The sequence below is a fragment of the Sphingomonas edaphi genome, assembly GCF_003583725.1.
GTDB classification, from domain to species: Bacteria; Pseudomonadota; Alphaproteobacteria; order Sphingomonadales; family Sphingomonadaceae; genus Sphingomicrobium; species Sphingomicrobium edaphi.
The window spans coordinates 73,037-91,857 of record NZ_QXTF01000005.1 but is presented as its reverse complement, the minus strand read 5'-3'; the positions used below and the strand labels follow the sequence as shown (position 1 = coordinate 91,857).

Genomic DNA, 18,821 nt, shown 5'->3' with positions numbered 1-18,821 from the left:
CTTAAAGAGGCTGGGCGACTGGCGCAATCCGGGACAGGGGAAAATCCGGAATCCACATTCCCACCAATCTGGATTATGGCGGATTTGTTCAGCGGGGAATGAACATGCACGACGTGTCGCTAGAGACCAGCGATCCGGCGGCCATGCTTGAAGAAATCGTGCGGCTGCGCGGCGAGGTGGTTCGGCTGGAATCGAAAGTGGAGGAACTGGATCGGCTCGCCCATCGCGATCCGCTGGTTCCGCTCGCCAACCGGCGCGGCATGCTCCGCGAGCTTGAGACGATGATCGCCCGGCACGACCGGCACGGCTCACCAGCTGCGGTGCTGTTCGTTGACCTCGATGACCTTAAGGTGCTGAACGACAGTTTCGGACATGGCGGCGGCGATGCAGCACTGATGCAGGTTGCGAACAAGCTGCTCGAAGGAACGCGCGCCAACGATTGCGTCGCGCGGCTGGGCGGCGATGAATTCTGCGTGTTGCTTGACCATGCCGACGAGGCCAGTGCGCTGGAGACGGCTGAACGGCTGGTTGACCGTATCGCTTCGGAAGATTTTCTGTTTGAAGGCTTGCCGATGCCCCTATCGGTGGCAATCGGTGTGACGCTCATCCAGCCCGGCGACACGCCTGCCACCGTTCTCGCTCGCGCCGACAAGGCCATGTACCGGGTGAAAGCTGCCGCCTAGCCTAGGCCTCGTTGATGGCCGCGGTTAGTGCCGAACTGCCGCCTATCGCTCGCTAACATAAAACCGGTCTATCGCGCGCAGCTCCTTGTCCAGTTCATAGACGATTGGCTGGCCCGTCGGGATTTCTAGGCCGACGATATCGGCATCCGCGATGTTGGAGAGGTGCTTTTCCAAGGCGCGGAGTGAATTGCCATGCGCGGAAATGACGACCCGCTCGCCCCGGCGGAGTGCGGGCGCGATCTCGCCTTCGTAATAGGGCAAGACGCGCTCGATCGTGTCCTTTAGGCTTTCCGACTGCGGGACCGTTATGCCCGCATAGCGCCGGTCGCCGGCCAGCTGGTAGGGGCTGTCGGCATCCAGCGGCGGCGGGGGAATGTCGAAGCTGCGCCGCCAGATCTTGACCTGTTCGGCGCCGACTTTGTCGATCATTTCCTGCTTGTTGAGGCCGGTGAGGCCGCCATAGTGCCGCTCGTTGAGTTGCCAGTCCTTGGTCACCGGTAGCCACAGCCGCTCCATTTCGTGCAGAACGAGGTGCAGCGTGCGGATGGCGCGCGTCTGGACACTCGTAAAGCAGCGGTCGAAGTCATAGCCTTTTTCGGCCAGCAGGCGTCCGGCTGCACGCGCTTCGGCAATGCCCTTGTCGCTTAGGTCACTATCCCACCAGCCGGTGAAGCGGTTTTCAAGGTTCCACTGCGACTGACCGTGGCGAAGCAGTACGAGCGTCGGCATCAGGCCTTGGCCTTCTTCAGCTCCGGCAGGATCGCGTGCAGCGCGTCAAGGCAAGCGCTCGCAAGATATTTGGAGCGCTCCGGCGACCAGCCGTAGACTTCGTCCGGCAGGTCGAAATTATCCTTGAACGGCATTTCGAGGGTCATCGACACCGCGCCGAAACGCTCCGCTAGCTGGGTCGTGGACATGGACATGTTGGCTTCGCCGGGCTTGGCGACTTCATAGCCCTGACGCGTCTGGAAGTCGGGCGAGATTCGCTCGAGATTGTCGCTGAACAGATTGAACAAGCGGGTCTGGCGATCCGTAATCGAGGGAATGCCCTCGAAACCCGCCAGGAAGTTGGCCGGGATGGCTTCATCGCCGTGGATGTCCATCGCGAAGTCCGGCGGCATTTCGTCCATCGCATTGCGAACGTACAGCACTTCCGGACTCTTTTCCGCGGTTGGCGCGTGCCATTCACGGTTGAGGTTTACACCGACCGCGTTGGTGCGCAGATGACCGCGCCGGGACCCGTCTGGGTTCATGTTCGGAACGACGTGGAATGTGCATTCCTTGCGAAGCACTCGCGCAACGGGATCATCCGGATCGGTCAGCTTTTCCAGTGCGCCTTCCATCCACCACTCGGCCATCGTCTCGCCGGGATGCTGGCGCGCGTAGAGCCATACGGTAGTGCTGCCCTCGCCGAGTGTCAGGCAGTCGATGTCCTGCCCGTCCAGGCTCTTGCCCAGGCTGCGATATTCGACGCCAGGTAGAGCGGCTACGGTCGACACGAGGTCATGGTGCCGTTCCATCGAATAGGGCGCAAAATAGGCCAACCAAACGAGGTCGGTTTCCGGGACGAAGCGGATGGTCAGCTTGCCGTCGGCGTAGCTTGTGCCAGAAATGCGGGTCCAGTCCTCGCGGTCCAGCGACACGCATGCCTTATAGTCGGGCCAACCGTCGGGGTAAGCGGCGCTGCCGCAATTGACGATATTGAGCGTTACTTCCCGGCCGCCGGCGCCGGCCAATCGGAAATGGAACCACTGGTGGAAATCGCTCATGTGATCCTTGACGATCTCGAGATCGATCGTGTCGCGGTTCTGGCCGACAACGCGAATGTTCCCGGCGTCGAACGCGCTCGAAATCGTGATGCTCATGATGTCCTTTGTCAGGTCTTAAAATGGTTAAGGCGCGGCCCTGATAGAACCGAGCGGGGCGATGGGCAAACTCGTCTTTCGACGAACGGTTGGCGTGCGGCTCTGGCGTCCGCGCCGCGGCTCGACTAGCCCCCAAGCCATAATCCGCGGTTAACGCCGCGACCCCATGGAGCCCACGTCGATGCGTTTGCTATCCGCCGCCTTCCTGTTCGTTATTGCTACCGCGCCGGCACTGGCCGCTCCTCCGGCAGGCGATCCCGCTTCAGCCCTGCGCGTCAGGGCCGATGTCGAATTCCTGGCAAGCGATGGCCTCGAAGGCCGCGATACGGGGTCGAAAGGCTACCAGATTGCTGCTGACTATGTCGCGTCGCAGTTCCGCGCCATCGGGCTGGAACCGGCGGGCGAGAAAGGCGGCTGGTTCCAGCAGGTGCCGTTCCGCCGCGCCTCATTCGACAAGTCTCCGGTCATTACGCTTGCCGTTAACGGCAAGCGCGTTGCGCTGGAACAGGGGAAGGATGCGTCGCTCCGTCCCAGTGTAACCGCCAAGGTTCGCCGCCTCAGCGCCGGCCTGGTGTTTGTGGGCTACGGCATCAAGGACGCACGGTACCGGATAGACGATTATCGCGGCCTGGACCTGAAGGGTAAGATTGCCGTGGTGCTGACCGGCGCGCCCAAGGGGCTCCCGACAGAGATCGAAGCTCATATCAACGCCAGCAAAGACCGGATGGCAGCCGACGCAGGAGCGATCGGAATTATCGAAGTCGCGGTCAGGCCGGGGCGCTACGACCCCGTACGCCGGGGCGGCCGCCCGCTAATTGACTGGGTAGATTCTTCGGGCCGGGCGGGCTCCACGCCGCAAGGGCTGGCGGTGCAAGTCAGCGTTTCGGAAAAGATTGCCGCATTGCTATTCGACGGCGCGCAACGCTCGCTTGTCTCCGTTCGCTCGGAAGTTAGCGATCACGCCAGGTCCGGGCCACGCGGCTTTCCGTTGCGCACGGTGCTGACCGTTGATGCGGAGAACAAGTGGGAGGACTTCGCGAGTCCCGAAGTCGTCGGCCGCCTGCGTGGCTCCGACCCGGCACTGGCCGGGGAGCATGTCGTGCTGATGGGGCATCTCGACCATCTCGGCATGCGCACCGACGCCAAGCCGGGCGAGGACGCCATTTATAACGGCGCGCTCGACAATGCCGCGGGCGTAGCGACGATGCTGGAAGCGGCTCGCCAGTTCGTCGCGCAGCCGGCCCGTCCGATGCGGTCGGTCCTCTTCATAGCCAATACGGGCGAGGAACGCGGACTGCTGGGCGCTGACTATTACGCCAATCACCCGACAGTTCCGCCGCAAAGTATCGTCGGCCTGGTCGATCTCGACATGCCGCTGCTGCTTTATCCCTTCACCGATGTGACGGCGTTCGGCGCCGATCATTCGACAATCGGCGCCATGGTCGCCGACGCGGCGCGGTCGATGAGCGTGGCGGTAACGCCGGACCCCATGCCGCAGGAGGCGATCTTCACGCGCTCCGACCATTACATGTTCGTCCGGCGGGGCGTCCCCGCCGTGCTGTTGATGACCGGACATGGCAATGGCGGGAAGGCTTTCTGGGACGCCTATCTAGGAAAGACCTATCATTCCCCGCAGGACGACCTCAGCCAGAAGATCGATTGGGATGCGGGCGCTCGCTATGCCCAGCTCAATTATCGCATCGCCCGCGCCATGGCCGATGCGCCGCAACGGCCGATGTGGTTGCAGGGCGACTATTTCGGCGACCTGTTCGATCCGCGTGGTCCGCGCGCGCCGGCTCCAACGAAGGGAAATTAGGGGCGGCTAGCCTTGACTCGGGCGGCGGCCCGCCATAGGTGAGCCGCCGGTTTAACCCACCCGACAACATATAACTTACGAAGGCAGGCGTTTTCGGCCATGAAGATTCGCAATTCCCTGAAGTCGCTGAAGTCGCGCCATCGCGATTGCCGGGTGATTCGTCGTCGCGGCCGGACCTACGTTATCAACAAGACGAACCGCCGCTTCAAGGCGCGCCAGGGCTAAGCTGCCGGGCCGAAGGCTCGTTGCACATCTCGGCGTGTTCGAAGGCCTTCGCCCTGACGGGCGGAGGCTTTTCGCGTTATCGGTGGAAAAAGCGCGGTGGTTTGTTCGTTTATTCCCGTGAATGAACGTTTCAGCGCGCGTTAAGCTCGATTCGCCTAAAGCGTGCGCAAGGAGTGAGAGAAATGACTCGCACGATGAAGATGGTCCTGATGGTTGCCGGTATCGCCCTTGCGGCGACCACCGCCACCGCTGCGGTCGCCGCTTGGGCGCCCGACCAGTCGACGCCGCGTGGCTTCAACTGGGAAATCAAGGACGGCAAGCGCGTTCCCAAGGGCCAGCGCCAGACCAATGCCGACGGTAGCTGGAAGGAAGAGATTCGCCAGGGCAAGTGCGTGACCGTCAAGGAAAAGAGCGCCAGCGGCGAATATAAGGAAACGCGCCGCTGCGATTGATCCAGCGGTCGCGCAGGCGGCGCTGCGACGTTTCTAATTGGCGTTTTTACTATTAAGCTGTTCGAGCCCGGTGCCGCCCTCGGTGCCGGGCTCAATTTTGCAGGCCGGCAAACCGATCTTCTCATTATCGTCGCAAAGGCGGACTTGAACACTGTCATTGGCGCCGACGAACAGCGACCATTCGCGATCGTCGCTGCACTTTGCAGTCCAGACGTCCATGTCCTTGTACCGCGTGACATAGCCGGTCGAAACGATCTGCTCACAGCGCAGGCCCTGTCCAACGATCGCTCGCTTCAACGCGATCGCGCGATCGAGGTCGTTCAGGTCCATCAACTGCTTCTGCTGGGCGCTCCGGACCATGATGTCGTTCTGCACCGGCGGCGCGGGATTCTGCCCGCTGTCGCAGGCGGCTAGCAGGGCAGCGGCGATGAGCACGGTCGCGTAGCGGGTCATAGTCTCTCCTCATGCGCGGCAACGCACGTGCCGGCGATTATGCTCCCGAACGGCGTTCCTGCAACAGGCGGACGGCGGCATGAGGATTCACCCCTTCTGCTAGCGCGACGAAAATCGTGTCGTCACCCGCCAGCGTCCCTGCGAATTCCTCCAGTCCGGCAGCGTCGAGCGCGTTCGCTACCAGGTTGGCGGAACCGGGTGGGGTCTTCAGCACCAGCAGGTTACCGGCAGGAATGATCGCATCGACCCATTCAGCGAGCAGCCGGTCAAGCTTGGTCGCGGCATGCCCCGGTTCGACCTGGTCGGGCATCACGTATCGGATCGACCCGTCGCGCTTTAGCTTGACCGCGCCCAGTTCCAGGAGGTCGCGGCTGACCGTGGCCTGCGTTGCATTGATGCCTGCCAGCGACAGGCGCGCGACCAGCTCCTCCTGGCTGCCGACGCGGTGGTCGCGAAGCCAGTCGGCAATCATCAACTGCCGTTGCGATTTGGTCGTCATGGTAGTGCCTCCCGGCAAACCATGGTGCCGATGCCTTCGTCCGTGAACAGTTCGACCAGAATGGCGTGCTCCGCACGACCGTCGATCATATGCGCGGACGCGACGCCTCCCTCGACGGCCTCGGCACACGCCAGCAACTTCGGAATCATACCCCCCGTCACACTTTCATCGGCGATCCGTTCACGCGCCTCTGTGGTGGAGAGGCGGTGGACTAGGCTCGACGGGTCCGATGGATCTCCGAGCAGGCCCGGGGTTCCCGTCAGATAAATGATTTTCTCCGCCCGCATCGCCACGGCGATGGCTCGCGCGGCGTCGTCGGCATTCACGTTATAAGGCTGGGCCGTCGCATCGGCACCGACCGTCGATACCACCGGGATGAGTCCGTCGTCGTGAAAATCGTGGAGCAGTGCGCCGCGCACCTTGGTCACGCGCCCAACGAAGCCCAGTCGGTGGTCGATCGGCTCAACTTCCAGCAGGCGCCCGTCCTCGCCGGCAACGCCGATGGCGACCGGCTCAAGCGTATTGATGGCGGCGACGAGGTCGCGGTTAGTTTTTCCGACCAGAACCATCCGGACGATGTCGAGCGCGTCGGCGTCAGTGACCCGAAGCCCTTCGACCCGTTTTATCTCGATCCCCGCCTTGGCCATTTCGACGTCGATCTGGGGGCCGCCGCCATGGACCAGCACCGGGCGGATGCCGACCGAATGGAGCAGAAGGATGTCCTTCGCAAGGCTGCGCATGCGCGCCGGGTCGGTCAGCGGAACGCCACCGACCTTCACGACGATCGTCTTGCCGGTAAATCGTCGGATGTACGGTAGCGCCTCAATCAGGATTCGCGCGGTGTCGTTAGTCGTAATCATGACGTTGCCGCATTTTCCTTGATATAGCCGGGTCCAAGGTCGACCGACACGGCACGGCCCGTCCCATTGCCCACGCCCAGCTCAACGAGGATGTGGATTTCCTCGCCTTTCATGTGGGAGCGAACTGCTTCGGCGTCGTGTGCGATTTCCACGCCCGCCTCGGCAACGCGGATGCCGCCGTAACTGACGGCGGACTTTTCCGTCTCGAACTCGACGCCGCAGGAACCAGCCTCCGCCAGCAGGCGGCCCCAGTAGGCGTCGGCGCCGTACCAGCTGCACTTGATCAGTTGGTTGTTGCCGATCGACCGGGCGACCTTGCGCGCTTCCGCATTGGATGCGGCGCCGGTGACGTGGATAACGACTAGCTTGGTCATCCCTTCCGCATCGCGCGCCATCTGCAGCATCAGTTCTTCACACACCTGCAGCACGTCGTCCTCGAAGTGGGCTATGTCGGCCGGGCGACCCTTTCGGCCGCTCGCGAAGAGCATGACTGTGTCGTTGGTCGAGGTCGCACCATCGGTGATTAGGCAGTTGAATGTTGCATCGGCCGCGCGGAACAGGATGCGCTTCAGTTCCTCGCTGGAAAGGTCGGCATCGGTGGTCAGGAAGGCGAGCATAGTCGCCATGTTCGGCGCCAGCATGCCGCAGCCCTTGGCCATGCCTCCGACCGAGTATTCTTCGCGCACGACGCCCGCTTCCTTCGGCCTGGTATCGGTGGTCAGGATGCCCTTGGCCGCGTCACGATGGCCGTCGCGATTCAGCCGCCGACCAAGTTCGGGAATCGCCGTCAGTATCTTCCGCATCGGAAGGCGAAAGCCGATTAGGCCGGTCGAGCAGACGAGCATGTCCCGGGGGTCGCAGCCGACCGCTTCGGCCGCGGCCGCGCACATCTTCTCAGAGTCCTCGCGGCCCTTGGCGCCGGTGCCAGCATTGGCATTGCCGCTGTTGACGACGACGCCGCTGGCCAGGCCGCCCGAAACGTTTAGCCGCTCGAGGCTGGCCTCGACGGGCGGCGCCCGGAACTTGTTCTGCGTGAAGACGGCTGCCGTCGACACCGGCTTCCCGTCCATTGTGGCAAGCAGGCTGACGTCGCGGCGCCCACCGGACTTGATCCCGGCGGCGAGGCCAGACGCCACGAAGCCTTCGGCAAGTGTCACGCTCACGGATAAACTCCCATGGTGGTCAGGCTCGCGCCTTCGTCGAGGCCGAGCATCAGATTGGCACACTGGATCATTTGCCCGGCCGCACCCTTGCCGAGATTGTCGATCGCCGCGAGCGTGACGAGGGTGCCGGTGCGTTCGTCCAGGCGGGCGGTCAGGAAGGCGGCGTTTGAGCCATTCGCCCATTTCGTTTCTGGAGGCATGTCGCCAACATGGACGAATGGCTCGCCCGCATAGGCATCGCGCAGGATCGCGAGGGGGTCGTCGGAACCGCTTGCGCGGGCATAACAGGTAGCCAAGATACCACGGCTGGCCGCCATCAGGTGCGGCGTGAACAAGACGGTGCCGCCGGTTGTCAGTTCCATTTCCGCTGTGTGGCGGTGGTTCAATAGGCCGTAAGCGCGGTAGCTTCCGTCGACTGTACAGAAGTGCGTCCCGGCATTTGACGTTCGCCCCGCGCCGCTGACGCCCGAGGCGGCGTCAACGACGATTCCCTGCTTCTCGATCGCGCCTACCTCGACCAGCGGTCGCAACGCGAGGCTAGCAGCTGTTGGATAGCAACCGGGCGCTGCGACGCGCTTCGAGCGCTTGATCTCATCGCGGAAGAATTCGGGAAGGCCGTAGGTGAAGCTGTCGAGTAGGTCGGGCCGGGCGTGCCGCTCGCCGTACCAGCGCTCGAACTCCGCCGCGCTGCTGAGGCGAAAGTCCGCGCCGAGGTCGACGAAGGCGACGCCGGGTGACAGCAGGTCGTCGGCCAGGCGCTGAGTCTCGCCATGCGGCAGGGCGGCCAGAATGAGATCGCTGTGCGACAGTAGCGCCGGATTCCAGGCGGCAAACGCAGTCTCGGGATAAGCGAGGGCCAAATGTGGGTGTACAGACGCTATGCGCTGACCGGCATTGGACGAAGCGAAAGCGGTAGCAACTTCCATCGCCGGATGGCCGGCGATAAGGCGCATAAGCTCGCCGCCGACATAACCAGAGGCACCTAGGATAGAGACACGAATCATGGGGCGCGGCCTATGCATTCCCTTGCATATTTATGCAACAGGCGCGCGCCGTCAGTCCCGGTAGACGATTCTGACCTTGGCTGCCGCCGCTTTCGCCCTTGCTATCGCTTCGTCAACGTCCGACCCCCGAGCCAGTGCCACGCCCATTCGGCGATTCTTCAGCGTTTTCGGCTTGGCGAACAGGCGGAGGTCGACCGGCTTACCCGGCTCCCCGGTTGCTAGCGCATCGGTTACCCCGTCAAAGAAAAACGAGTGGCTCTCGCGATCCGCGAGAATCACGGCGGATGCGGAGGGCCCGGCCGTTTCGATCGCGGGGATGGGCAGGCCGAGGATGGCACGCAGATGAAGCTCGAACTCATTGGGTGACTGGCCGATCAGTGTCACCATCCCCGTGTCATGCGGGCGCGGGCTGAGTTCGGAAAAGATGGCGCGGCCGTCGGCGACGAAGAACTCCACCCCGAAGATGCCCTGTCCGCCAAGCGCGGTGACGACCTTTGCCGCCTGTTTCTGCGCGGAAGCTAGGACGGCATCGTCCATTGGTGCCGGCTGCCAGCTTTCCCGATAGTCGCCGCTTTCCTGCCGGTGCCCAATCGGCGGGCAGAACAGCACGCGGTCCTGCGTCGCAACTGTCAGCAGCGTGATCTCGTAATCGAAGGCGATAAACTCCTCGACGATCACGCGCGGGCGGTCACCGCGCATGTTGACGACGGCATATTCGAAGGCGGTGCTCAGTTCTTCGACCGTGTGGACCGTGCTCTGGCCCTTGCCGCTCGACGACATGACCGGCTTGACTACAGCGGGCAGGCCGACCGTTTCAGCCGCAGCGATCGCCTCATCCCGCGTTTCTGCAAAGAGGTAGCGGGAGGTGGTGAGGCCAAGCTCATGCGCAGCGAAATCGCGGATGGCGTCGCGGTTCATCGTTAGTTTCGCGGCTTTGGCCGAGGGGACAATGTGCCAGCCTTCGCGCTCCAGTTCGCCGAGCATTGCGGTGTCGATTGCTTCGATTTCCGGAACGATATAATCCGGCCTGTGCTTCTCGACAGCCGCGCGGAGTGCCGCGCCGTCGAGCATCGGAAACACCTCTCGCGCGTCGGCCAGCTGCATCGCGGGCGCATCGTCGTAGCGGTCGCAGGCAATCACCCGGCAGCCGAGCCGCTTGGCGGCAATCGCGAATTCCCGGCCCAATTCGCCGGAACCGAGCAGCATCAGGGTGGCGATATACATCGAGGCTCGCTAGCCTGCCGCCCATCATTCGTCATCCCCTTTCCCGGGGATGCCACCGGGGGAGCGTCGATGCGTCAATTTCTGATCCTGTCCGCCTGCCTGATCGGCGGTTGCCAGACCAAGAGCGAGGACTGGGCAGTGAAGTCGACGCCCCCACCGCTCACCGCGCCGGTCCCTGCCGGCGCGACGCCGCCCAGCGTCCTAGCGGCGTCGAAAATCGGGGAATGGGTCGCGATCCCCGCCGACGACCTGATGGTCCTCGAACTTGCTGGTAACCGGCGGGTCGTCATCCAGTTGGCGCCCGACTTCGCACCGGTCCATGTCCAAAACATCAAGGCGTTGGCGCGGACGGGCTATTGGCAGGGCGCGGCGGTCTACCGGGTTCACGACAATTATGTCGCCCAGTGGGGAAACAACGAAACCGAAAAGCCGCTTCCGCCAAGCGTCGTTGCCCGCCCGCCTGCCGAATATCAGCGCAATCTCGCCGGTCTAGACGTTGTGCCGCTAGGTTCACCCGACCCTTACGCACCGCTGGTCGGCTATGCGAAGGGTTGGCCCGTTGCGGTGGACACGCGCGACGCGACGGTCGCCCTTGCCCATTGCTATGCCAGCGTCGGCGTCGGTCGCGACCTGTCGCCCGACACCGGCATGGGAGGGGAGCTGTATGCGGTAATCGGTCACGGCCCGCGCGCGCTTGACCGGATAATCGCAAACGTCGGCCGCGTTGTCAGCGGAATCGAGCATTTGTCGAGCTTGCCGCGCGGAACGGAGGCGCTCGGGATTTACAAGGAGCGATCGTCCGACGTCCCCATCGTCAGCGTGCAGCTTGCCTCGATGATGGCAGAAGAGACGCGGCCACGGTTCGAATATCTGGACGAGAAGAGCGCCAGCTTCGCGGCCTGGCTTCACGTCAAAAAAAACCGGCAGGACGATTTTTACATTCGTCCCGCCGGCGGAGTGGATCTGTGCAATGCGACGACACCGGTTCGGCCGTCGAAGTAGTCAGGGCGAAGTAGTCAGAAGGTCAGGCGGCCCACGCGTGGCCCGTGTCGCGGTTGCGATGCTGGATCACCACCGGGCCATTGTGATGACGCATGCTGGCCTCGGCCAGCGGTAGGGCGGTCGCGCAAAAGGCGCATTCCGCCGACACGCGGCCGATAATCCAGTGGGTGCGCCCGCAGCCCGGGCAATGGTTGACCTGATGCTCACGGTACACAGCGTGATATCCGCGTCCCGCCGGATCGTGCGTCATACGCAATTCGCCTAGCGTCGGAACAGTAGCCATATCATTGGTCCTTTCGGGCGAGTTGAACGGCCGAAAAGCCATTGGGTTTCATGTCCCTAGGATTCTACAGGGCGCGAAGTCCCTGTGCGGGACGTGCGTTGAGGGCGGGCAGCGCGGCAAGGAAGGCTGCCAGGACCGCCAGCGCGATGGCCCCGGCGGGGATCTGCGATAGCGTCATCCAGTCCGGTCGAAACTGGAATTCGAACAGCCTTGTAACCACCTGCTGCGCCGCGAGAACGCCCGCGCCGAGCGCGACCAAAGCAACGGCGGCGGAGAGAGCCGCAAACTCGACCAGTTGGCTCCGCGCCACCTCACCACGCGTCGCGCCGACGAGACGGAGCAGGACGATGTCCCGCGCTCGCTGTCGACGGGTAGCGACGACCGAGCCGGCGAGCACGATCATGCCCATTGCGATCGCGAAGGCCGTGGCGATGCGCACCGCACCGTCGATCGATTCCAGCAGCGATTTGACTTGGGCGACGACGTCGGACACCCGGATCGCGCTGACCATCGGCAGCTCGCTGGTCAGGCTCCGCTCGAACGCCGCGGTGGGCCGCCCTTCGCCGGGCGCAACGGTTGCCATCAGTGTATAAGGCGCATCGTCGACGGCCCCGGGCGAAAAGATAATCGCGAAGTTAAAACCGAGGCTGCGCCAGTCGATTTCTCGGAACGACGCAATCTTTGCGGTGATTGGCCGACCGAGGATGGCAACGGTCAGGTTGTCCCCGACCTTCAGGCCCAAGGCCTGCGCGGCGTCGATGTCGATGCTAACCAGCGGCGGTCCGCGATAATCGGCCGGCCACCATTCACCGCCGACGATGCGGTTGGCCTCGGGTAGCTGGCCGGCGAAGGTCAGCCCCCGGTCACCGCGCAAGATCCAGGCACCTTCGGGAATGGACTTCATGTCCGCGACACGGACGCCGTTGACCTCGGTCACCGGCCCGCGGAGCGAGGGGACGAGGCGGACCTCGGCGCCAGGCAATTGTGCCTGCACCAATGAATCGAATCGATCGCGCTCGGCACGGGGAATGTCGACGAGGAACAGGGCCGGCGCCCGCTTCGGGATCGTCGTGTCGATTTCAGTCAGCACGCTGGAGGCAGTCGCGGCAAGTGTAACAAGCAGTGTGAGGCCAAGGCCGAGCGAGACGGCGAGGCGTCCCGTCGGCGCGCCGGGTCGGTCCAACGCGGCGATGCCAAGCCGGGTGATCGGACCGCCAAGGTGTCGGGCGCCGCGCGCGGTGCGGCGGATGGCGAGGCCGATCAGCGCGAAAAGCAGGCAAAGCGCAGCGATGGCACCGACGCCGATCGCGGCGAAGGCAGGATCGCTGGCCGTGCCGATGGCGAGGCCTGCGGCGAGCAGCAAGGCTGCGCCGGGGGCCAGGAAGCTGGTCCAGCGAAGCGCTTCAGCATCCGCGACGTCGCCGCGTAAGAGACGGGCAGGGCGCGTGTCCCCGGCGGAGGCAATCATCCGCCAACTTGCGGCGAACGTGATGAGCAGTCCGAACAAAGCAGCTTCACCCAGCGCAAGCCATTGCGGGCTGGGATCGGGCGCCACCGGAAGCATGTCGGCGGTGAGCTTTGCGACAAGCCCCGGCGCCAGCGCGCCGACAGCAAGCCCGGCGACAATCGCCAGACCCGCGACAATGCCGATCTCGATTGCGAGCATCGCGTTGATCGACGAGCGGGGCGCGCCCACCAGCTTCAGGATAGCGATGCCCGACCGGCGCGACGCCGCAAAGGCCGCCGCCGCGCTCGACATGCCCAGGCCGCCGATGGCCAGCGCCGACAAGGCGACGAGCAGAAGCATCTGGCCGAGCCGGTCGACGAAGCGGCGAGTCCCGCCGCCTGCATCGCCTCGATCGCTGGCGCGCCAGCCGCCGTCGGCGAAGCGCTGCTGGAAGTCCTTGCCCGCAGCTTCGGGGTCGGCCCCATTCGCGAGAACAAGGCGATAGCTAGTGGTCGAAATGCTGCCCGGCTGGATTAGCCCGGTCATCGCCAGTCCGGCCTCGTCCATGATGGCGGGCGGGGCGAGCGCGAAGCCGCTGGCACTCGGCATCTTGTCAATGATGGCCGATACCAGGAACGCCGACCGCCCGACGCGGAGGCTCTGGCCCCGCGCTATTCCAAGGCGCTCCGCAATCTCGCGGCCGACGGCGATTTCACCGCCGGAAGGCCGCTTGCCGCCGGGCGCAAGGTCGAGCTTGCCCGCCAGAGGCCAGGCGGAATCCACGCCGGACAGTTCGGCAAGCAGGCTACGGCCGTCCGGGGAGACCAGCATCGCGCGGGTGGTAGTGCTCTTCGACGATGGTCCGATCGCCTTCATTACGGTCTGCTCGTCGGTCGTCGCTTCGCGTTGGGCGACCGACAGCAGCAAATCGCCTCCCAGAAGCTGGCGGCCATTGTCGGCTATCGCTCGGTCGATCGAGGAGGCGAGGCTGGTGACCGAGGCCAAGCCGGCGATAGCCACGGCTAGGCAGATCCAGAGCAGGCCAAGTCCTGCCAGCCCGCCGCGCAGGTCGCGGATCGCCAGGCGCATCGGCAAGTTCACTGCGTTAGCCGCCCGTCCGCCATACGCACGACGCGTGCCGCCCGGGCGGCGACAGCGGCATCGTGGGTGATAACCAGCAGGCCGGCCCCGGCGCTGGCCGCTCGCTCGAACAGCAGGTCGATGATCGTTGCTCCGGTGGCGCTGTCGAGGTTACCTGTCGGTTCGTCCGCCAGCAGCAGCCTGGGCCGTGGTGCGGTCGCGCGGGCGATGGCGACGCGCTGTTGCTCGCCGCCCGAAAGCTGCGCGGGATAATGTGTCAGGCGATGACCAAGGCCGACGGCCTCAAGCTCGGCCCTGGCCCGGTCGCGGGCATCTGCCGCGCCTGCCAGTTCAAGCGGGACCGCGACATTTTCCAACGCGGTCATCGTCGGGAGCAGGTGGAACGCCTGCAGGATGATTCCGAGCGAGCGGCCACGAAGGCGGGCCAGCCGGTCCTCGTTCCAGCCATCGATGTCCTGCCCATCAAGGTTCACCGCGCCGCTGTCCGGCCGCTCCAGTCCCGAGATAACGGCCATCAGCGAGCTCTTTCCCGAGCCCGACGGTCCAAGCACGGCGACGCTTTCCCCGGGGTCGAGCCGAAGGCTGACGCCCTTGAGGATTTCGGTTCGGACGTCGCCTTCGCCGAGTGTCAGGCGGACATCGTTCAGGTCGATAAGTGGCTGGTTCATTGCGCCGATAGCTAGGTAGCTTGCGATATAACGGCAATGGCGTCACCTTTGGCGGCATGATCCGCCGGTCGATTGCCACAGCCCTTTTGTCGATCAGTCTACTCGGCGCCGCTCCGCTAAAGGAGCGACCGCTCGTCCTTGCGTTCGGGGATAGCCTGACCGCCGGTTATGGGCTGGAACAGGGGCTTGGTTTCGCGCCGCAGCTGGAGGCGACGTTGCGGCGGCATGGCATCGCAGCCGAAGTGGCCGATGGTGGCGTGTCGGGCGACACCAGCGAAGCCGGCAAAGCGCGGCTCGGATGGACGCTCGATGGGCTGGGGCGCAAGCCCGATCTGGTGATCCTAGAACTGGGCGCCAACGACATGCTTCGCGGCCTCGATCCCACCTTGACCCGCACCAACATCGACGCGATGCTAACCGAGCTCAAGCGACGCAATATCAAGGTGCTAGTCGCCGGGATGCGCGGGGCGCCGAATCTCGACCCGGCTTACGTGGTGAAGTTCGAAGCGATCTATCCCGAGCTATCCAGAAAGCATGGTGCGGCGCTCTATCCCTTCTTCCTCGACGGCGTCGCGGCGCAGAAGGGGCTGGTGCAGCCAGACGGGCTGCATCCCACTTTCCAGGGGGTCAAGATCATCGTCACCCGCATCACGCCAAAGCTGAAGCGGGCACTGGGCCAGGACTAAATATTCAGACCGTCGAGGGAGATGGGTTCGGCAAACTCCGCTCCGATGCGGCCGCCGGCAATCCAGCGAACCAGGGCATTCGCGCGCTCCCGCCCTGGAAGAATTAGCCAAATGCGGGTGCCAACCTCGAAGTCGCCCTCAGCCTCGGCCATGAAGCCGGTTTCGGAAATGTTGAGCACCTTGGCTTCGAAGCCTTCGCTGCCCAGTTCGCGCACGCGCGCGCCAATATCGACCGGCATCCGGTTGGACCGGCGCCGTTCGGATTGGTCGCGTGCCTCTTCGATGCGCGCCTTGATCATTCGAAAGTTCATCTCCAAGCGGAAATTACTCTAAGGGTTGGGCAAAGGATATGCCCATCCGTCCATCCCGCAACCAGCGCACCTGACCCGCAATCGTGCCGCGGTCAAGCAGTTGAAGCGACACGCTTTCCCCGATGTGCGCCTCGCCCGCGAAGCGAATCATCGCTCCGGACCGCGACAGATTGAGCAGCGACACGACATGGTTGCGCTTGCGCAGGGCCAGGACGCCGGTGCTGGAGCCGGCATCGACCCGCTCCTCGTCGCGCTCGTCAAACATGCGCTTGACGGTTCGCGGGATCATTTCCCCGTGAAGTTGAAAGCGCGAAGACATGGTTCCGTCCTTCCCTCGAAAATGGGCAAGCGGAGATTCTTATGCTTCCCAATCGTTTAAGGATTGGTTTGCGACCGCAAAAACCGCTCGGGGCAGCGCGCCTCTACCTAGTCCCGCCGGTTCATCGCGTGTATGGTTGACGCTTGCTAGACATGTTGGCGGCCACGGTGCGATGCCGGGGTGTGCCTGGCGAGGGGAACTGAACAGTGACGACGAAGGTGCGTTCAAAGCATGCGGTGATTTTTGCGGCGCTGGCCGCGGTGCCGCTGTCCATGGTCTGGGCCCAGCCGGCGCCCGCCACCGACCCGATCGCGCCACTGCCCGAGGGCGCCCAGGCGGCTCCCGTCGAAGCGCCGCCACCGCCTCCGCCACCGCCACCGCTGTGGCAGGTTCCGCAGGCGCAGGCGCTGCTCAACTACATCCGCAACGTCGGCCGCGAAGGGCTGTCGCCGGAAGACTATAATCCGTCGGGCCTCGAGACGGCGATGCGCACCGGCGACCCGATGACCATGTCGCAGGTGGCGACCGACGCGTTCAACAAATTGTCGTCCGACTTGGCGCTCGGTCATGTGCGCGGTGACGCGCGGGTCGACTGGCACGTTGTCGACAAGGACCTGGACGAGGCACGGAAGCGAGCGCTTCTGGAAACGGCATTGCGCAATAACCAGTTGCCGCAGACGCTCGACGGCCTGCTGCCATCACACCCGCAATATGGCGCTCTGAAAACCGCACTTGCGACTGCGGCGAAAACGGACACGGCCAAGGTCAACAAAATCCGGCTGAACATGGACCGCTGGCGCTGGCTGCCGCGTGAGCTCGGCTCGAAGTATATCATCGTCAACGTGCCAAGCTATTATGCAACCTTGGTCGAGAACGGCGCCACGCGCTGGAAGACCCGGGCCGTGGCGGGGGCGATCAAGACGCCGACGCCACAGCTCAATGCCACAGCGTCGGGCGTGATCCTCAACCCCTGGTGGGAAGTGCCACAAAGCATTTCGCGCGAAGTGGCAGGAAAGGCCGGCTATGTCGCGGTGAAGGGCAAGGACGGCAAGGTGCAGCGCTGGCGCCAGCCGCCGGGGCCCAGCAATGCGCTCGGCCAGCTGAAGTTCGTTATGCCGAACGAGCATGCCATCTTCCTTCACGATACCAATGCGAAGAGCCGGTTCAACAGCTCGGTCCGTGCGGCCAGCCATGGCTGCATCCGGACCAAAGACGTGCTGGAGTTGGCGACCGAATTACTCAGCGACGACAATGGCGAATGGACGCCCGAGCGCATCAAGGCGGCACTGGCCTCCAAAAAGAGCGTGCAAGCCAATTTCGTTAAGCCGCTTCCGGTCTACATCGTCTATTTCAGCGTGGCGGCGAACACCGACGGTTCGATCGTCAACTATGACGACATGTACAAGCGCGACGGCAAGGTGATTGAGGCGCTGCTGGACAGCAAGGGCGAGATGCCCGGCAAGAAACCGGCCGAAAAGGTCGCGGCGAAATAAGTCAATAAAAAGGGCGGCTCGCTGGAGCCGCCCTTTCTTTTTCCCGCTTCGAAAACTTGTTGCCTGACCTTCAGGCGACTTTGTCCGCGTAGATCAGTCGGCCGCCGCCAAGGCGCTGCATCACGTCCCACTGACTCTTGCGGCTGAAGGCAAAACAGCCCTGGCTTCGGCCCAGCTTGCCGTGCTGCGCGATCATGTCATCTTCAGCATACCAGGCGTTGTGGATGACGATGGCGCGCGACATGGCGTTGTTGTTCGACCAGTCGAGGCCGTTGACCTTCATCGAAAGGCCGTACTTGCCGTGATAGGTATCGGCCGTGGTGTAGGCGCCGTTGGAGGTTGCCTCCGACCCCGGACGATTCGAAAAATGGTCGAGAAAGCCGGTGTGGCGCGGGTCGGATCCGCTGCCGTGGGCGACGCGGTGACTTTCCACCTGGCCGCTTGGTAGGTGGACGACGTGAAAGCGCGGATCGGCCGAGGCGGCGTTGAAATCCACGATGCCGATGAAGTCGCGGTCGCGAATCCAGGGCCGCGAATCGAGTGCGTGCTTGGCCTTCGCAAAAAGAGTTGGGTTGATTCCGCCTGGCGCGAGCGGCGTCGTTGGGGCCGGAGTCACCGGCGCCATCGGATCGACCGGAGGCGCAGGACGGGCGAACATCGACGAAGGCAGGACCTGCGAACTAGCAGCGCCCGACAGCAGTAATCCGCCTGCGCCAGCCGCACCAAGTCGCAACATTTCCCTGCGATTCAACGACATCTTGTCCCTCCGCTGTGGAAGGCCCTTATACAGATGCCAAGGTTAAGCTCCGATAACCAAAGGCAAATGTTTCCCGCGTCCGTCCCGCGCCAGCAACGGTTCGTCGTTGGGAAGCGATTGTTCGCGCAGGTTGAAAAGGGTTGAGACCACTGCTAAGGGGCCGCCTTCCGTACGCAGCCGCTGGCTCGTGCGACAATATTCATTGCTTGGCGACAACGGGCCGGATGTGCTGGCCTCCTCGCCGGGTTTGCCCGGTCGAATTCGGGCGTTTTCGAAGGGAGTTGGACGGCTTTTATGCAGATTATCGTTCGCGACAATAACGTCGACCAGGCGCTGCGGGCGCTCAAGAAGAAGCTGCAGCGTGAGGGCGTCTATCGCGAGATGAAGCTGCGCCGTCATTACGAGAAGCCGTCGGAAAAGCGCGCCCGTGAGCGTGCCGCCGCGATTCGCCGCGCCCGCAAGCTCGAGCGCAAGCGGATGGAGCGTGAAGGCGCGCGCTAAAAACGTCCT

22 protein-coding genes are annotated in these 18,821 nt (G+C 63.8%); 8 read left to right on the top strand and 14 right to left on the bottom strand.

Features of this window, described 5'->3' with window-relative positions:
• The first annotated feature begins 104 nt into the window (after window positions 1-104).
• The gene (locus D3M59_RS11810; protein ID WP_158582022.1) at window positions 105-683 is read left to right on the top strand and encodes a GGDEF domain-containing protein; all 579 of its coding nucleotides are present in this window, start codon (window positions 105-107) and stop codon (window positions 681-683) included.
• A gap of 42 nt (window positions 684-725) precedes the next feature.
• On the opposite strand, the gene gpmA is transcribed toward D3M59_RS11810, so the two are convergent.
• Both gpmA and D3M59_RS11800 read right to left on the bottom strand, forming a co-directional pair.
• Window positions 726-1,412, bottom strand: coding sequence for a 2,3-diphosphoglycerate-dependent phosphoglycerate mutase (gene gpmA, locus D3M59_RS11805; RefSeq protein ID WP_119533879.1), 687 nt, complete (start codon window positions 1,410-1,412; stop codon window positions 726-728).
• The gene (locus tag D3M59_RS11800; RefSeq protein WP_119533878.1) at window positions 1,412-2,548 is read right to left on the bottom strand and encodes a M14 family metallopeptidase; all 1,137 of its coding nucleotides are present in this window, start codon (window positions 2,546-2,548) and stop codon (window positions 1,412-1,414) included. The genes gpmA and D3M59_RS11800 overlap by 1 nt, the downstream gene beginning before the upstream one ends.
• 181 nt (window positions 2,549-2,729) lie before the next feature.
• Between D3M59_RS11800 and D3M59_RS11795 the strand changes: the two genes are divergently transcribed.
• The 3 genes from D3M59_RS11795 to D3M59_RS11785 all read left to right on the top strand — a co-directional run bounded on the left by D3M59_RS11795 (window position 2,730) and on the right by D3M59_RS11785 (window position 5,041).
• On the top strand, window positions 2,730-4,364 hold the full coding sequence (locus tag D3M59_RS11795) for a M20/M25/M40 family metallo-hydrolase (RefSeq protein WP_233543253.1): 1,635 nt from the start codon (window positions 2,730-2,732) through the stop codon (window positions 4,362-4,364).
• Window positions 4,365-4,463: 99 nt separating this feature from the next.
• Window positions 4,464-4,589: a type B 50S ribosomal protein L36 gene (gene ykgO / locus D3M59_RS11790; RefSeq protein WP_006833921.1), complete on the top strand. Its 126-nt coding sequence runs from the start codon at window positions 4,464-4,466 to the stop codon at window positions 4,587-4,589.
• Between the two features lie 182 nt (window positions 4,590-4,771).
• Window positions 4,772-5,041, top strand: coding sequence for a hypothetical protein (locus D3M59_RS11785; RefSeq protein ID WP_119533876.1), 270 nt, complete (start codon window positions 4,772-4,774; stop codon window positions 5,039-5,041).
• Window positions 5,042-5,074: 33 nt separating this feature from the next.
• Here D3M59_RS11785 and D3M59_RS11780 read toward each other — a convergent pair whose 3' ends face one another.
• Genes D3M59_RS11780 through purT form a run of 6 tightly spaced genes read right to left on the bottom strand, consistent with a single transcriptional unit; the run spans window position 5,075 to window position 10,244 of the window.
• Entirely contained in the window at window positions 5,075-5,494 is a 420-nt protein-coding gene (locus D3M59_RS11780) for a hypothetical protein (protein WP_119533875.1), read from the bottom strand.
• Between the two features lie 37 nt (window positions 5,495-5,531).
• Window positions 5,532-5,993 carry an arginine repressor gene (locus tag D3M59_RS11775; RefSeq protein ID WP_119533874.1) on the bottom strand — a complete coding sequence of 154 codons (462 nt, stop codon included), beginning with the start codon at window positions 5,991-5,993 and terminating at the stop codon, window positions 5,532-5,534.
• Complete coding sequence (argB, locus tag D3M59_RS11770; protein WP_119533873.1) at window positions 5,990-6,853, bottom strand: acetylglutamate kinase; 864 nt, start codon at window positions 6,851-6,853, stop codon at window positions 5,990-5,992. The genes D3M59_RS11775 and argB overlap by 4 nt, the downstream gene beginning before the upstream one ends.
• Window positions 6,850-8,016: a bifunctional glutamate N-acetyltransferase/amino-acid acetyltransferase ArgJ gene (gene argJ / locus D3M59_RS11765; protein ID WP_158582021.1), complete on the bottom strand. Its 1,167-nt coding sequence runs from the start codon at window positions 8,014-8,016 to the stop codon at window positions 6,850-6,852. Before argJ ends, argB begins: the two co-directional genes overlap by 4 nt.
• The gene (gene argC, locus D3M59_RS11760; RefSeq protein WP_119533871.1) at window positions 8,013-9,020 is read right to left on the bottom strand and encodes an N-acetyl-gamma-glutamyl-phosphate reductase; all 1,008 of its coding nucleotides are present in this window, start codon (window positions 9,018-9,020) and stop codon (window positions 8,013-8,015) included. Before argC ends, argJ begins: the two co-directional genes overlap by 4 nt.
• Window positions 9,021-9,071: 51 nt before the next feature.
• A complete protein-coding gene (gene purT, locus D3M59_RS11755; protein ID WP_119533870.1) occupies window positions 9,072-10,244 on the bottom strand; it encodes a formate-dependent phosphoribosylglycinamide formyltransferase in 1,173 nt (390 codons plus the stop codon).
• A gap of 69 nt (window positions 10,245-10,313) precedes the next feature.
• On the opposite strand from purT, the gene D3M59_RS11750 reads away from it, so the two are divergent.
• On the top strand, window positions 10,314-11,246 hold the full coding sequence (locus D3M59_RS11750; RefSeq protein WP_119533869.1) for a peptidylprolyl isomerase: 933 nt from the start codon (window positions 10,314-10,316) through the stop codon (window positions 11,244-11,246).
• A 22-nt stretch (window positions 11,247-11,268) separates the two neighbouring features.
• Here the strand turns inward: D3M59_RS11750 and D3M59_RS11745 are convergent, their stop codons facing one another.
• The 3 genes from D3M59_RS11745 to D3M59_RS11735 all read right to left on the bottom strand — a co-directional run bounded on the left by D3M59_RS11745 (window position 11,269) and on the right by D3M59_RS11735 (window position 14,745).
• Complete coding sequence (locus D3M59_RS11745; RefSeq protein WP_119533868.1) at window positions 11,269-11,529, bottom strand: hypothetical protein; 261 nt, start codon at window positions 11,527-11,529, stop codon at window positions 11,269-11,271.
• A gap of 64 nt (window positions 11,530-11,593) precedes the next feature.
• Window positions 11,594-14,077, bottom strand: a complete 2,484-nt coding sequence (locus tag D3M59_RS11740) for an ABC transporter permease (protein ID WP_147416764.1) — start codon at window positions 14,075-14,077, stop codon at window positions 11,594-11,596.
• The gene (locus D3M59_RS11735) at window positions 14,074-14,745 is read right to left on the bottom strand and encodes an ABC transporter ATP-binding protein (protein WP_119533866.1); all 672 of its coding nucleotides are present in this window, start codon (window positions 14,743-14,745) and stop codon (window positions 14,074-14,076) included. Before D3M59_RS11735 ends, D3M59_RS11740 begins: the two co-directional genes overlap by 4 nt.
• A 20-nt stretch (window positions 14,746-14,765) precedes the next feature.
• On the opposite strand from D3M59_RS11735, the gene D3M59_RS11730 reads away from it, so the two are divergent.
• Window positions 14,766-15,431, top strand: coding sequence for an arylesterase (locus D3M59_RS11730; RefSeq protein ID WP_233543252.1), 666 nt, complete (start codon window positions 14,766-14,768; stop codon window positions 15,429-15,431).
• On the opposite strand, the gene D3M59_RS11725 is transcribed toward D3M59_RS11730, so the two are convergent.
• Window positions 15,428-15,742 (bottom strand): PilZ domain-containing protein, encoded by a 315-nt coding sequence (locus D3M59_RS11725; RefSeq protein WP_119533865.1) that lies wholly within the window; start codon window positions 15,740-15,742, stop codon window positions 15,428-15,430. The two genes, D3M59_RS11730 and D3M59_RS11725, sit on opposite strands and share 4 nt — an antisense overlap.
• 13 nt (window positions 15,743-15,755) lie before the next feature.
• On the bottom strand, window positions 15,756-16,061 hold the full coding sequence (locus tag D3M59_RS11720; RefSeq protein ID WP_119533864.1) for a PilZ domain-containing protein: 306 nt from the start codon (window positions 16,059-16,061) through the stop codon (window positions 15,756-15,758).
• Between the two features lie 206 nt (window positions 16,062-16,267).
• Between D3M59_RS11720 and D3M59_RS11715 the strand changes: the two genes are divergently transcribed.
• Window positions 16,268-17,554, top strand: a complete 1,287-nt coding sequence (locus D3M59_RS11715) for a L,D-transpeptidase family protein (RefSeq protein ID WP_119533863.1) — start codon at window positions 16,268-16,270, stop codon at window positions 17,552-17,554.
• A gap of 70 nt (window positions 17,555-17,624) precedes the next feature.
• On the opposite strand, the gene D3M59_RS11710 is transcribed toward D3M59_RS11715, so the two are convergent.
• Complete coding sequence (locus D3M59_RS11710) at window positions 17,625-18,311, bottom strand: murein L,D-transpeptidase catalytic domain family protein (RefSeq protein ID WP_233543251.1); 687 nt, start codon at window positions 18,309-18,311, stop codon at window positions 17,625-17,627.
• Between the two features lie 294 nt (window positions 18,312-18,605).
• On the opposite strand from D3M59_RS11710, the gene rpsU reads away from it, so the two are divergent.
• Complete coding sequence (gene rpsU, locus D3M59_RS11705; RefSeq protein WP_119533862.1) at window positions 18,606-18,812, top strand: 30S ribosomal protein S21; 207 nt, start codon at window positions 18,606-18,608, stop codon at window positions 18,810-18,812.
• The last annotated feature ends 9 nt before the right edge of the window (window positions 18,813-18,821 follow it).

What these genes read in the sequence shown, in the direction of transcription:
- D3M59_RS11810 (WP_158582022.1), top strand. Translation starts at nt 105, where the DNA reads ATGCACGACGTGTCGCTAGAGACCAGCGATCCGGCGGCCATGCTTGAA.
- gpmA (WP_119533879.1), bottom strand. Translation starts at nt 1,412, where the DNA reads ATGCCGACGCTCGTACTGCTTCGCCACGGTCAGTCGCAGTGGAACCTT.
- D3M59_RS11800 (WP_119533878.1), bottom strand. Translation starts at nt 2,548, where the DNA reads ATGAGCATCACGATTTCGAGCGCGTTCGACGCCGGGAACATTCGCGTT.
- D3M59_RS11795 (WP_233543253.1), top strand. Translation starts at nt 2,730, where the DNA reads ATGCGTTTGCTATCCGCCGCCTTCCTGTTCGTTATTGCTACCGCGCCG.
- ykgO (WP_006833921.1), top strand. Translation starts at nt 4,464, where the DNA reads ATGAAGATTCGCAATTCCCTGAAGTCGCTGAAGTCGCGCCATCGCGAT.
- D3M59_RS11785 (WP_119533876.1), top strand. Translation starts at nt 4,772, where the DNA reads ATGACTCGCACGATGAAGATGGTCCTGATGGTTGCCGGTATCGCCCTT.
- D3M59_RS11780 (WP_119533875.1), bottom strand. Translation starts at nt 5,494, where the DNA reads ATGACCCGCTACGCGACCGTGCTCATCGCCGCTGCCCTGCTAGCCGCC.
- D3M59_RS11775 (WP_119533874.1), bottom strand. Translation starts at nt 5,993, where the DNA reads ATGACGACCAAATCGCAACGGCAGTTGATGATTGCCGACTGGCTTCGC.
- argB (WP_119533873.1), bottom strand. Translation starts at nt 6,853, where the DNA reads ATGATTACGACTAACGACACCGCGCGAATCCTGATTGAGGCGCTACCG.
- argC (WP_119533871.1), bottom strand. Translation starts at nt 9,020, where the DNA reads ATGATTCGTGTCTCTATCCTAGGTGCCTCTGGTTATGTCGGCGGCGAG.
- purT (WP_119533870.1), bottom strand. Translation starts at nt 10,244, where the DNA reads ATGTATATCGCCACCCTGATGCTGCTCGGTTCCGGCGAATTGGGCCGG.
- D3M59_RS11750 (WP_119533869.1), top strand. Translation starts at nt 10,314, where the DNA reads ATGCGTCAATTTCTGATCCTGTCCGCCTGCCTGATCGGCGGTTGCCAG.
- D3M59_RS11745 (WP_119533868.1), bottom strand. Translation starts at nt 11,529, where the DNA reads ATGGCTACTGTTCCGACGCTAGGCGAATTGCGTATGACGCACGATCCG.
- D3M59_RS11735 (WP_119533866.1), bottom strand. Translation starts at nt 14,745, where the DNA reads ATGAACCAGCCACTTATCGACCTGAACGATGTCCGCCTGACACTCGGC.
- D3M59_RS11725 (WP_119533865.1), bottom strand. Translation starts at nt 15,742, where the DNA reads ATGAACTTTCGAATGATCAAGGCGCGCATCGAAGAGGCACGCGACCAA.
- D3M59_RS11720 (WP_119533864.1), bottom strand. Translation starts at nt 16,061, where the DNA reads ATGTCTTCGCGCTTTCAACTTCACGGGGAAATGATCCCGCGAACCGTC.
- D3M59_RS11710 (WP_233543251.1), bottom strand. Translation starts at nt 18,311, where the DNA reads ATGTCGTTGAATCGCAGGGAAATGTTGCGACTTGGTGCGGCTGGCGCA.
- rpsU (WP_119533862.1), top strand. Translation starts at nt 18,606, where the DNA reads ATGCAGATTATCGTTCGCGACAATAACGTCGACCAGGCGCTGCGGGCG.